This is a genomic window from Limnobacter sp., assembly GCF_036405155.1.
GTDB lineage: Bacteria > Pseudomonadota > Gammaproteobacteria > Burkholderiales > Burkholderiaceae_B > Limnobacter.
In genome coordinates, this window is record NZ_DASWYD010000007.1 from 342,234 (window position 1) to 354,557 (window position 12,324).

Consider the following 12,324-nt stretch of genomic DNA (forward strand, 5'->3'; position numbering starts at 1 on the left):
ATGTTAAGCCATGTGGCCTATTCTTCATCCTTGGTGGAGCACTCCGCGGCTTTGGGATTTAAATGGCAGCGCACGCGCTTCAGCAGGGTCATCATCTTTGGGTCGTACACCCCGTCTTTGGTCAGCTGCAAGCGCGCCTGCTGCATCATGATGTTGTACTTTTCCTGGTCCACCGGGGCCACATCCATCCAGTACTTTGAGGGCACTTGTTTTTCAATGTTCCGAATGGTGGCAATCGCCTGGTCCACATAGGTCAGACCAAACTTGCGCATCTTCATGAGGCGCTCGTCCAGGTCGGGTACTTCTTTTTCCAGTCGAGTTCGGTTGATCACGGCCGAACCAGTCACGTTGATGAGCGGCATTTTGTAAATGCCCCCTTTCGTTCCAAGACCACGGTACAGCTCCAGGGGCGCAAAGGCCAAAGCAGGAGCGGCCACAATGTCCACAACGCCGTTGTTGAATTTCTGTGCAAAGTTGGTGATGTCACTGGGCACAGGCTGTGCGCCCAATTGTTGAATCATCTTGGCCTGGCTGCGGTCCCAGTCCATCACCGCCACTTTTTTTCCAGCGGCTTTCTCAATCGAGTTGATGGACCGGTCATTCACCATCACATAGGCTGCGCCCAGCGGGGCCATGCCCACCACCTGGTATTTGCCGCTGATGGACAATGGGTAAGTTTTTTCACTGCCCATCATCAATTGCAGCGCCACTTTCACATGCTCATAACTGGGCAGTGCGCCCACCGCGTCAAAGCTGCCAATGAAGTTGTTGAACATGCGGGCCCGCAAGGTGGTCAAGCCCACGGCTTCGCATTGCCCTGTGCGGAATGATTCTGCCGCCACGCTCTCATTGGTGAATGGAATCAGTTCCACAAAGAGATTCCACTTTCGAGCCTCTATCGCCACGTCTTGCGCAATGCTGTACACCGGGCCTGACTTCCCCAGAATGTCGAAGATACAAATCTTCACGTGCAGAGGTTTGGCCAGCGGTTTCATTTCCTTCATGAGTTGGTCTGAAACGCTGCCGATCATGCCTGGTGGCATTTTGGGAATGTCTTGGGCTTGGGCCGAACCCATGCCAAGCAGCCATGCGCACAGGGTTAAGCGTTGTAGTGGTGCTGCACAGTTCAGTCGTGGCATGTTCATCCAGGGGCTCCGTTTTCTTGTGGAGTGTAACAGGGCTTGAATCTGTCTGTTGCCGCTGTCAGGTATCAAACCAAACCATGACAAAAGGCAAGACATGTCCAGACCTGCTGCACCCCAACAGTGTGGGATTCCGGCTGATGGGCGATGCGATTGATGTGGACCGATTGCTGAGCAGCTGCAAGCTGGGTTGATCTGCGTGGGTATTCGACACCCTTTATTGTTAATATTATTTAATATTCATAAGACACAATTAAGCCCTGATTACCCTGTTGTTCCACCTTAGCCCAAATGGAGTAACCCTCATACTGTTGTGGTTACTCCGAGGTCATGGCGCTGTTTGGCAAGCTTGCGGAGCCTTAAACAAAACGCCAATTCCAAAGGAGGCTATGGCATGGGCGCATTCGACTTTTTCAAAAACGATCAACTGATTCACCTCATAGACCGCATCAAACCACTCGCAGATTCGGGTGCTGATTCGGTGCATCAACGCATTTCACTGGATGGCCTGAGCGGCGATGCAAAAGCATTGGCCGAGACGCTGAACAACTGGCTGAGCAAGGTGGCAAAGAACACCGAAAAAACAGCAGCGCATGAACGACAGGCCCTGGCTGTGGATGCAGTTTCAACGAATGTGATGATTGCAGATGCGGACTACTCGATTGTGTATGTCAACCAAGCGTTGAGCGACATGTTGATTGCTGCAGAAAGTGACATTCGAAAAGACCTTCCCCAATTCAACGCGCGGCGTATTGTTGGTGTCAATATCGACATTTTCCATAAAAACCCGGCCCATCAGCGCGGCATGCTGGATCGCCTCACCAACACGTACACCACTCAGCTGACCATTGGTGGGCGGTACTTCAATCTCATCGTGACGCCGGTTCTGAATGCCACGGGCCAACGCACAGGCACCGTGGTGGAGTGGAAAGACCGAACACAGGAAGTGTTGACCCAGCAGCGTGAACAGGCGCAGGCCGAAGAGGCCGCACGCATTGCGCGCGAAAACCTGACCATCCGGATTGCATTGGACTCTGTCACCACCAATGTGATGATCGCCAACACCGATGGCATCATCACCTACCTGAATCCAGCGCTTCATGAAATGCTGTCGCGCAACGAAGCGATGATTCGCAGCGTGCTGCCCGCATTCAACATGAAGACCTTGCTGGGCACCAACTTCGACGTGTTCCACAAAAACCCTGCCCATCAGCGCAACTTGCTGGGCAGCCTGACCAAGCCCATCACCACCGGCATCAAGGTCGGTGACTTGCATTTCCGCTTGATCGCCTCACCCGTTTCAGATGCACAAGGTGAGCGTTTGGGGACTGTGGTGGAGTGGCGCGACCGTACTTCCGAGGTGTCCATCGAAGATGAAATTTCCAGCATTGTGAATGCGGCGTCGCAAGGCAATTTCGAGCGGCGAATTCGGGAAGACAACAAGGAAGGCTTCCAGCGTAGCCTGGCCACCAACATGAATGCACTGCTGGAAACCACCGCGGTAGGCCTTGGTGATGTGGGCCATGTGCTCAGTCTGCTGGCCAAGGGTGACATGACACAAACCATCGAGAAGGAGTACTTTGGTCTTTTCGGTGAGGTCAAAAACAATGTCAACTCCACCATTGAGCGTTTGCGAACAGTGATTGACGATGTTCGCCAGAATGCAGCTTCATTGAACAACGCGGCTGGCGAAATTTCCAAAACCTCCCAATCCATCTCGCAAGGGGCCAGTTCACAGGCCGCTGGTGTGGAAGAGGTGTCCGCCTCTGTCGGTGAAATGAGCGATTCGATTCGTCAGAACACAGAAAACGCGCGGGTAACCGACCAAATCGCATCCAAAGCGTCCACCGAGGCCACCGAAGGCGGTCACGCTGTTCAGGAAACAGTCGAGGCCATGAAGGCCATTGCCAGCAAAATCGGCATTGTGGATGACATTGCTTACCAAACCAACCTGCTGGCCTTGAATGCCGCCATTGAAGCGGCCCGGGCCGGTCAACATGGCAAAGGCTTTGCCGTGGTGGCTGTTGAGGTGCGCAAACTGGCGGAACGTTCTCAGGTGGCCGCACAGGAAATTGGCGAGTTGGCTGGCAACAGCGTGAAAAAGGCTGAACGCGCAGGCAGTTTGCTGGAGCAGATGGTGCCGGCCATCAACCGAACATCCAGCCTTGTTCAAGAAATCACGACAGCGTCAACTGAACAGTCCAACAGTGTCAGTCAAGTCAACATGGCCATGGGTTCACTGAACCAGCAAACCCAGCAAAATGCTGCGGCCTCTGAAGAATTGGCCGCCACGGCAGAGGAAATGACGTCGCAAACCAGGCAGTTGCTGGAAGCCATGGCGTTCTTCAAAACCTCTGGGCACCAGCAGGGTGGGCGCTACTAGGCCACGGTTTAGTTGATGGCGTTATGCTTTCGGCAGTCGAATACCCGCTTGCGCGCAGCTTCTCGAGCTGCGCGAACATCCACGATGGGTGTCGGGTATTCGACGCCGTTCCATTCCGGAACCCAACGTTGCACATAGCGTCCATCTTCATCTTGCTCAGCCTGTTGCTTGATGGGGTCGTAGATGAGTGGGCCTGACAACCGTGATGAGCCCGCATGAATCTGAACCTGCGAGAAGTGAATAAAGGGCTCAAAGTCCAGAAATGCGCAGGCCAAATGGTGGGCCACTTTCTTCCAGGGCAACCACAGTTCATTCAAGGCAAATGAGGTCACCATGCCCCGCATGCGCATGGGTATCCAGCCACAGTCGTTCAACTGCCGCATGGCGGCATCCACCAGGGGCACGCCCGTTTGGCCCGCCACCCAAGCTTCGAAAAAGCCGGGTGTTTCAGCTTGTTCTCGCAAACTTTCAAACGCCGGAAGGTCGCAGTGGATTTCGCTTTGGGGGTGAACCTCCATGGCCTGGGCATACATGCTGCGCCAGTGCATGCGGTCTGCATAAAACTTGGCGCAACCCGCAACTTTGTCCTGGCTGATTTTATCGAGCCCGGGCAATGAAGCCTCAAACACCGTGTTCAAACGCTGCAACACAAATCGGTCCGACACCACACCATACGCCAGGTAAGGGCTTAAACGGCTGCAGCCTTGTTCAGCCAAGCTGGGGTTGGACAGCGAGCCAGGGTAACGGAATAGCCTCGGTGTTTGAAAGAATGATGCCACCAGTGCATGAGCCTGCCGCATACCCCCCTTCATGGCATTCGGAGCTGGAGGCGACTTCAATGTGGGGCGCTGCATGTTTACATCATCAGGCTCAAGTGGTGAGCCTGGTGCTGTGGTCCATCGTTGCCGAATGGCGGGGTCTAATGCGACCAGTTTTTTCAAGGACGTGAGCGGTGTAAATGCGCTGTGGTCCAGGTGGGCTTTGAAGTCGTACTGTTGGTATGCATCACGCCCACGGTGCACGCCGTTTTGCGGCAGTTCATGAAAGGCGATGCCTTGCTGCCTGCACCGCTGGCGCACAGCACGGTCGCGGTCGTAGCCCCACAGGGTCGTTACCTCCTGATAAGCCCAAATGGCTGTAATGGCTACCTCGGCATGCAGCATTGAGAAAACCTCCACTGCTTCGCCGGTGTACTCGGCCAAGTCTCCTCCGGCTGCCCTGTAAGCCAAACGAAGGTCGTCCAGTGATTCATGCACAAACTGTTGGTGCGTGCCCGATACATACGGTTGCGCCAACCAGCCGGGCTCATGGATGTAGATGGGCAGCACGCTCGCTGGGCCCGCCTGTGCCAGCGCATGCTGAAGGGGCAGGTGGTCGACGGTGCGCAGGTCGCGTTTGTGCCAGATGAGGTGCATGGGCGGGTTCAGTGTGGATTCATGGCCATTTTAATCAACCTCTAGGGCCTCGATGCTGTCTTGTTGTCAGCGCTGAAATGCATATAAAACAGCCCAAATACCCGGTTTTTTGCAAAAGTGTTCACTGAGTTGGTGTTTTTGGGTTGTAAAAAATAGTTAATAAAATCAATGAGCTAGAATCGCAATAAGTGTACAGTTGTACTCTTCCGACAGTTTACTCTAGTTTTTTCAGCAAAATTTCTTGCAGGAAAGAGGCGTTTTTCGTTACATTTGTGCACATCTGTTCACTAATGTGGAAAACACCATGAGAACCAACAGCCAATTGTCCAGCAAAGTTGTTCGCGGACTCTCCAAAATTCTGGGTCAGGAATTCGTTAATTTCTGGCTTGAGCAAGCGGGCAGTACCCATTCTACAGACCGCTGTCTGGCCGAAGTGGTGCGTATCGACCGGGAAACTGCCGATGCCGTCAGCCTGTGGTTGCGCCCCAATGCCTTGTTCAAAGGTTTTCAGGCAGGCCAACACGTGAACCTCAGCGTCACCATTGATGAAGTGGTGCACACCCGTTCTTACAGCTTCAGCAGCGCGCCCACCGACAGCGGTTTGGTGCGCCTCACCATCAAGCAAACCCCAACCGGTTTGGTTTCACGCTACGCAGTGAACCAGCTTGCCGTGGGCACCGTGGTTGAACTGGGCGATGTGTTTGGCGACATGACCCTTGCACACACGCAGCCCGCGCTGAACCAACAACGCCCCACCATGCTGCTGTTGGCAGCCGGTAGCGGCATTACACCCATGATCAGCCTGATCGAGGAGCTGGAAGCCCAAGGCTGGCCAGCCGATGTCACGTTGATGAGCTGGGCCCGCAACCCGGCCGATGTGTTGTTTGATGCCACCTTGAAAGCAAAAGCCAATGCGCACTTTAAATATGTGCGCTTGCTGGAAAGCGGCGCCAACCTGGCTGAAGGTGACTTGGCTGGCCGCCCCAGTGCAGAGCAGTTTGCTGAGGTGGCTGGCAACCTGGAAACAACCGATGTGTACGCCTGCGGCCCCGATGGTTTCATGAATGCACTGCGCGGCATTCTCGGCGACACGCCGAAAAGCTTTCACGCCGAATCGTTCACACCCATGGCACTGACCATTGATGACAACGCCGAGGTTAAGACCTTCACCGTCACCCTAACCAAAAGCAATCGCATTGTTGAGGTGAGCAACAACAAGCCCTTGCTGAAAGCTTTGCAAGAGCAGGGCATTAACCCGCCCCACGGTTGTGGCATGGGCATTTGCAACACCTGCTCCTGCGAAAAGCTGACGGGCACTACGCAAAACATGCAAAACAAATCGGTGTGCGGCACCAACAACACAGCGCTGCGTTTGTGTATTAACGCCGCCCAAGGCCCAGTTTCACTGGACCTGTAAAAGCAAAACCTAAAAATACTGGAGCACATCATGAGAAAAGCTGACCGCACATTGAGCCCCGCTGAACTGGAACAGTTTGGTGCCGAGATTGAAGCCATTCGCCAAAAACATTTGGCGGACGTGGGCGAACGCGATGCCAAGTACATCACCAAGATTGAAAAGGCTGTGCGCTACTCCGAGATTGCAGGCCGTGGCCTGTTGATGGCGGGCATTTTCCCGCCCGCATTTGTGTTGGGTACCCTCACCTTGGGTGTATCGAAAATTTTGGAGAACATGGAGCTGGGCCACAACGTGATGCACGGCCAGTACGACTTCATGCAGAACAAGCGCCTGATGGGCCAAACCTACGAGTGGGACACCTGGTGTACTTCTGACAACTGGCGCTACAGCCACAACTACCGCCACCACACCTTCACCAACGTGCTGGGTGAGGACCACGACATTGGTTACGGTGTGCTGCGCCTGTTCCCCGAACAAAAATGGGAGCCACGTTTTCTGGCCAACATCCCCATGATGGCTTTGCTGGCCACCTTCTTTGAAAACCTGCTGGCCTTGCAAACGCTCGAGCTTGAGAAAGTGATCAGCGGCGAAAAAACCCTGAAGGAAACCAAAGACCGCGCCATTCCAACCGTTAAAAAAGCATGGCGCCAAATTGCCAAGGACTATCTGTTCTTCCCGCTGTTGGCAGGGCCCTTCTTTTTGCCTGTGTTGGCGGGCAACTTCCTGGCCAACATCATCCGCAATTACTGGACCTTCACGATTATTTTCTGCGGTCACTTCACGGCCGATTCTGAAGTGTTCGACAAATCAGTTGTGGATGGTGAGTCGCAAGCCCATTGGTACTTGCGCCAATTGAAGGGTTCATCGAACCTGACCGGCGGCAAGCTGTTCCACATCCTGTCTGGCAACTTGAGCCACCAAATTGAACACCACCTGTTCCCGGAGGTGCCTGCACACCGGTATGCAGAAATGTCGGTTGAAGTGCAAGAAATCTGCAAGCGCTATGGCCAGCATTACAACAAGGCATCGATCTTCAAACAGTTCTCCACTGTTGTGGGCCGTGCATTCAAGTACAGCTTGCCCAGCTTGAAGCGCAAGAATCAGGAAGCGTTGGCTGTTTAATCAAGCTGCGCTTCGTGGTGTAAGCCCGGTTCATGCAATGTGGTTGGTTTATTCCGGCCACCATGCATGCTGGGCTTCGCATTATGCTGGATGGGAAAATCCGTGGCAGGTCAACGAATAAACTGCGCGGAGCAAGCGAGCGCAGCGTAGTTGCGTCCGAACGAGCATCTTGTTATGTGCCGATATCGCTTAGCCCTGATATAGAATTATCACGTCCAACAGTGATGATATGTAGTCCGTTACTTTTCATCAACGGCCGGTCTCGCCACTGCTCAGCAAGCGCATCAAATTTTTCTGATTTTGGTACCGCCACTGCAAGAATATCGGATTGCTCGGCATGTTCGATAGTTATCAGCTGCCCGATAGCTTCCCTAATGAGGGAATATTCTTGGGAAGACTTACTGCGGTTTAATGGTCCTTTCTTTGATTCAACCCGTAGCCTTTGCCCCGATTTAAGATCTGCAACTAGATCACCTTGGCCAGCACTAGAGTGAACAATAATTGAAGCAGTATATTTTTTATTGGAATATTTTGACTGCCAACGCTTCTGTTGACCTGGGCTTGTCCATCCATGCGCACTTAGAAATTCAACAATCGGAAAGTGAATAGTCTTTCCTGTTTTAACCTGCGCCCCATCGATAGCCGTCAGTATGTCACCCTCAATATGGCCATTTTCTATTAGAAAAATAGCAAGGCGCAGCGTGACCTCGGCTTCGGGCATTTTATCTTCAGGTAACACTTATCCTCCTAGCGGCATAAACGTTGCTTGCTGTTGTTTGTCGTCTCGATTAAAGGGTTGGGCGTTATGCGCTCGGTGCGTTGTGTTTTGGACCACGCCATTTGAACGACTGCAAGATATCATATAGCACCGATTGCAAGCGTTGCATCGACTCCGGTGATACCTCAACCTCCCCGTAGTGCCCATCAGCCATTGTGGAACCGTATTTGGATCCATTCAAACAATTCAGAACAAGCGCTCCTCCGGGAGCGTCAATGAGTTTGTTTGAAACAGGCTTTAGCTCAAGTGGCTGCGGATTCCTGCCTGCGCCAAGACCTCGGGAGCGATCTTCGAGGTGCTGAGATGTATTGCGCACACCCCGAAGATCAGGAAAGTATTTGGCAATTTGCTCATGGAGTTTTGCAATGTTCGGTGGAACTCCGGGCTCCTTAGCGAGCACACCCAGAAATTTGTCAAACGCATCGAGCGCGTAAAGAAAGGCGCGTGCATAGATGAAGGGAAGGTTACGCTCAAACTCTCTGGGTATGACGCCGTTGGCCCACTTCTCGCGCTTAAAGCGGACATCGGTTTCAAAGGAAATTTCTTCCCATATTTCACGCGACATTTTGCTGCCAAGTTCTTGCTCAACCACACGCTGAATTTCGGAGCGACGTTGAGAATCACGCTCCCACATTTCTCGACTGGCGAACGACGGACGAATGGACTGAGTACTAGCGAATAAATTCAAAGCAGCATTCGCTTCGAAAAAATGAGACTGAAGTGACCGAAGTTGACCTTCTATTCGCCACGCCCAATCTCTGTCGTCGTGATCGAGCCATGTACCTGGCGTAGTGACCTCAAAAACATACATGTCATTCCCCTGACACCCAATGTTTGACATGAGCGGCGGTTGGCATGTCCGCTCGATGGAAGGGTTAGGCCTCATGTTCAAGTATCAGGTACAAACAAAATCTCAAGCGACATAGGCACCCGTTGCGAGTGTCGAACTGTGAGAGTGACCCCGCAAGAGAGCTTGTACTCGAGGGACTCAGTTGGACCACCGCCTGGACCTGGAATATTTCGCTGACTCTGAATAGCTGTTCCAACGAGGCCTTCCAGGGCGTGCGGCGTGAACCACACCACCTCCGGACCACCTGGCCACGCATTGGCCGGCACGAAAGTTTGAACCTCTCGTGCCTCAAGTGCGAGACGCGGATACCGCTCTCCCTGGACATAGCTTTCCACCGGAACAATCTCGCAGCGGCTACCTGACGAGAATTCGAGTCGCAGCCAAGAGATCGAGGAAAGGGCGCCTCGGCTGTTGCCCGGAGCGATGATGGCTACGATTGGGTCCTGATGCGGAAGCAAGTGTGGGGCCTAACGTGAAGGTGACCGGCACGTTGCGGCAATGGGCCGCGAGGTGCAGGATATCCAACGGCGCCTCGCGGCCCATTGCCGCAATGTGTCCGAGTCGACCGACCTGTTAGACCTCACTGGCGCCATCTCCACTCTTCGCCAGACTTGAGATCACCACCTTACCCTTCTCCGGATCGAATCGCACCTCCGCGATCTTCTCGACACCGAGCATGGCTTCACGTGCGGCTGCATCCAAAGTTGAAAGCACGTCGCCGAGTCCCTTCAGCGTTGTCACTAGCACATGACTGCCCGCTTCTCGCATCGCCCACCAACCCTGGCCTTGATTCGGAGGGTGCTTCAAATTGGCGGAAGGTCTAAAAGCGCGCTGGTACTCGCGAATCCGTTCTTCAAGTCCATTCTCCAGCACTTCCTGATAGATTGTTCGTGTGTATTCTTCTAGGTCCGGGCTTGCCTCTTCCCAAAGGATCAGCCGCTCTGCCGGTTCCACCACATCGTCCAGGCTGTTCGCGGCGAAAACATCGTCCAGGGTCACTCCGGGTTTCAGGCAGTAGAGGGGGGCCGTGGTCACCAACACGGCGCAGGCGAAGCTGACGCCAATGTCCTCGTCATGCATGTCACTCGCATCAGTCGAGAAGACTCTCTCCGCAATACGAGGCATTGCATAACGGAGCTGATAAGCCCCTCTATTGATCGAGTTTTCATCGAAGCCAGAGTCGTGCAAGGAGATTCCGCGAATGCAGTATTCGACTCCGTCTTCGGCTGAGTTGACCGGCTTGTGGTTCGTGATCCGCTTATTGCTGCCCTGCTCAAACACCTTGAGCATCCCGGAGAAGAGCTGCGCCGTCTCTGGATATGGCAGGAACACCCATTTCACCCCAGGGGACGCGTACTTGCACTCAATCAGTACGTCCAGATTCCCGAAACATTGACCCTCCTCGTTGTACTCTCGGCTCGCGTGGATGTCCGCGGAGAAGTCAGTGCCCAGACCGTTCTCATTTTTTCGCGAGTAGGAGTACTGACCCCACACGTGCCAATCATTTTTGGCCAGCAACTCTGCCACCGCGTGTTCCAGCGGAAGGCTGCTCTTGAGAAGGGATTCTTTCCATTTGCCGTCTGCCATAGCGATCGAAGGTGAGGTCTAACGTGTAGCTGAGGGGCGCGCTTTAGGCGCCTCCCAGCTCCCGAAGGGAGCGAACTCGAGCGTAGTGTTAGCTTTCATATACCGTGGGCAGAAAAGAAAGTCTTCCAGCTTGAAAGAACACCCTGAACTAAATCAAGGCAGTGAAAACTGGTGCCGTTGTTTAGGCAAACCTCAATGCTCTCTTCGCCAACCCCATAAACACCTTTTCCAAAACGGCCGACACCAAACCCACTGGAGGATGATGCGGATGAAGTTATGGGGGTGCGTTTAGTAAGCGTGAAATGTTTGCTCGCAGTGGCAATATCTCCACAAACCTTAAGCCAAGGATCGTTGTATAGCCCTTGAACGATGGCAGGTACCTTTGCTGTAGACGGAACAGTGAGGTCGTTTTTAACCCAATCAATCATGGAGTATCCCGTGATGACAAAGTTGAAAAAACTATCGCTTGTGACTTCATTATCTAGCGCAGCGGCATCACGTTGTAGCTTTGCGTGAAGGTCGCGTATTGAAGTCAGTCCAAAGGTAAGAGTCATAGCTTTTAAAAGTTAACGTGGAGGTAACCGACCTGCGCGGCTTTTCGCGCAGATCCGGTTGACCGCAGGGTTAGCCCGCAGGGAATTCAGTGCGGACGAGATCACGGTGCGTGGCCCACCCAAGAATGAATTGCCGAATTTCTCTGACACGCGGGGCGGGATCGAGATGTCCATCGCGGAGTTGTAGCGTGGCACCTTTCTTCAACAGGAAATCTCGAAGGGCCAAAGAATCGTCATATGCTTCTGCATCGCCGTGGCCGGGATTTAGCCACTGGACGAAAACTTCATAGCCTTTGCGGAAGAAATAGTCGAAGGTTTCAGTAACGTCCTCGCGGTACTGAGTGGAGCAGAGGACAATTTGAGGAAGCGGCTCAGGCAGGATTTCGCCGACCTCAATTTCTCTCTCTTCAGGAGAGCCACTGACGAGAAAGACGTCGACTGCCTGAGCGCGATTGAGGTAAAGCGAACGCTCGTACTTTCCAGTTCTCACGGTCCCGTCGAAGAGGCGATTCCAAGTAGTGCTCTTCCCGGAGTTTCGGTTTCCAAGGATTGCAACTAACAGACGGTCGGGCATATGCGATCTCCTGCGGGCTAACGTGCAAGCTCAGGGGCGCGAAGCCGGTTTGCCGGCGTAGCGTCCTTCTGGAGCAGAGGGTTAGGCGCCATGGCTACGGAGATAGGGAACATAGAACGGCATGCCTATTACAGCCAGAACGACAACGGTAGTCAGGACAGATGAGGAATACTGCCTTTCGCCGAGTTGTCCAAACCTCACGAAATAAAGAAATGCCAGCAGCGGCGTGAAAAGAAAGAGCACAGGACTCTCGGATAAAAATAAAGGCCTCGATTCATTTGGCCATAGAAATGAGGCAAGAGCCGCGATCCAGCAAACAGGCAGGGACAAAAGGACACAAACTCCCTGCGGGGTATCGAGCCAGTGGCCCCAGCGATACCAAGTTTTCAAGCTTTCCAAATTACTCATAAGCGCGTTCGCCTAACTTGATATATCGAACAATATTGGCGATATCTCTTTATATGAACATCTCATCGAGGGTCAAATACGGATTCACTTTCAA

The 12,324-nt window shown here is 53.3% G+C and carries 10 protein-coding genes; 3 read left to right on the forward strand and 7 right to left on the reverse strand.

Annotated elements, in window-relative coordinates; translation table 11 throughout:
- Positions 1-17: 17 nt before the first annotated feature.
- Positions 18-1,145: a putative solute-binding protein gene (locus VGE55_RS12230; RefSeq protein WP_331131964.1), complete on the reverse strand. Its 1,128-nt coding sequence runs from the start codon at positions 1,143-1,145 to the stop codon at positions 18-20.
- Between the two features lie 391 nt (positions 1,146-1,536).
- Here VGE55_RS12230 and VGE55_RS12235 point away from each other — a divergent pair, with 391 nt between their 5' ends.
- A complete protein-coding gene (locus tag VGE55_RS12235) occupies positions 1,537-3,525 on the forward strand; it encodes a methyl-accepting chemotaxis protein (RefSeq protein WP_331131965.1) in 1,989 nt (662 codons plus the stop codon).
- 8 nt (positions 3,526-3,533) lie between these two features.
- Here VGE55_RS12235 and VGE55_RS12240 read toward each other — a convergent pair whose 3' ends face one another.
- Positions 3,534-4,940, reverse strand: coding sequence for an FAD-binding domain-containing protein (locus VGE55_RS12240; protein WP_331131966.1), 1,407 nt, complete (start codon positions 4,938-4,940; stop codon positions 3,534-3,536).
- 304 nt (positions 4,941-5,244) lie between these two features.
- On the opposite strand from VGE55_RS12240, the gene VGE55_RS12245 reads away from it, so the two are divergent.
- Both VGE55_RS12245 and VGE55_RS12250 read left to right on the forward strand, forming a co-directional pair.
- Positions 5,245-6,357: a ferredoxin reductase gene (locus VGE55_RS12245; RefSeq protein WP_331131967.1), complete on the forward strand. Its 1,113-nt coding sequence runs from the start codon at positions 5,245-5,247 to the stop codon at positions 6,355-6,357.
- A gap of 30 nt (positions 6,358-6,387) precedes the next feature.
- Positions 6,388-7,479 carry an acyl-CoA desaturase gene (locus tag VGE55_RS12250; protein WP_331131968.1) on the forward strand — a complete coding sequence of 364 codons (1,092 nt, stop codon included), beginning with the start codon at positions 6,388-6,390 and terminating at the stop codon, positions 7,477-7,479.
- 172 nt (positions 7,480-7,651) lie between these two features.
- On the opposite strand, the gene VGE55_RS12255 is transcribed toward VGE55_RS12250, so the two are convergent.
- From VGE55_RS12255 to VGE55_RS12275, 5 genes are all read right to left on the reverse strand, one after another.
- Entirely contained in the window at positions 7,652-8,218 is a 567-nt protein-coding gene (locus tag VGE55_RS12255) for a hypothetical protein (protein ID WP_331131969.1), read from the reverse strand.
- Positions 8,219-8,282: 64 nt separating this feature from the next.
- Complete coding sequence (locus VGE55_RS12260) at positions 8,283-9,068, reverse strand: hypothetical protein (RefSeq protein WP_331131970.1); 786 nt, start codon at positions 9,066-9,068, stop codon at positions 8,283-8,285.
- Positions 9,069-9,680: 612 nt separating this feature from the next.
- Positions 9,681-10,694 (reverse strand): hypothetical protein, encoded by a 1,014-nt coding sequence (locus VGE55_RS12265; RefSeq protein ID WP_331131971.1) that lies wholly within the window; start codon positions 10,692-10,694, stop codon positions 9,681-9,683.
- Between the two features lie 95 nt (positions 10,695-10,789).
- On the reverse strand, positions 10,790-11,122 hold the full coding sequence (locus tag VGE55_RS12270; protein WP_331131972.1) for a hypothetical protein: 333 nt from the start codon (positions 11,120-11,122) through the stop codon (positions 10,790-10,792).
- A 196-nt stretch (positions 11,123-11,318) separates the two neighbouring features.
- Positions 11,319-11,822, reverse strand: a complete 504-nt coding sequence (locus tag VGE55_RS12275) for a hypothetical protein (RefSeq protein ID WP_331131973.1) — start codon at positions 11,820-11,822, stop codon at positions 11,319-11,321.
- Positions 11,823-12,324 lie beyond the last annotated feature (502 nt).

Coding starts and splice junctions, on each gene's coding strand:
- VGE55_RS12245 (WP_331131967.1), top strand. CDS start 5,245: ATGAGAACCAACAGCCAATTGTCCAGCAAAGTTGTTCGCGGACTCTCC.
- VGE55_RS12270 (WP_331131972.1), bottom strand. CDS start 11,122: ATGATTGATTGGGTTAAAAACGACCTCACTGTTCCGTCTACAGCAAAG.
- VGE55_RS12260 (WP_331131970.1), bottom strand. CDS start 9,068: ATGTATGTTTTTGAGGTCACTACGCCAGGTACATGGCTCGATCACGAC.
- VGE55_RS12240 (WP_331131966.1), bottom strand. CDS start 4,940: ATGCACCTCATCTGGCACAAACGCGACCTGCGCACCGTCGACCACCTG.
- VGE55_RS12275 (WP_331131973.1), bottom strand. CDS start 11,822: ATGCCCGACCGTCTGTTAGTTGCAATCCTTGGAAACCGAAACTCCGGG.
- VGE55_RS12265 (WP_331131971.1), bottom strand. CDS start 10,694: ATGGCAGACGGCAAATGGAAAGAATCCCTTCTCAAGAGCAGCCTTCCG.
- VGE55_RS12235 (WP_331131965.1), top strand. CDS start 1,537: ATGGGCGCATTCGACTTTTTCAAAAACGATCAACTGATTCACCTCATA.
- VGE55_RS12230 (WP_331131964.1), bottom strand. CDS start 1,145: ATGAACATGCCACGACTGAACTGTGCAGCACCACTACAACGCTTAACC.
- VGE55_RS12250 (WP_331131968.1), top strand. CDS start 6,388: ATGAGAAAAGCTGACCGCACATTGAGCCCCGCTGAACTGGAACAGTTT.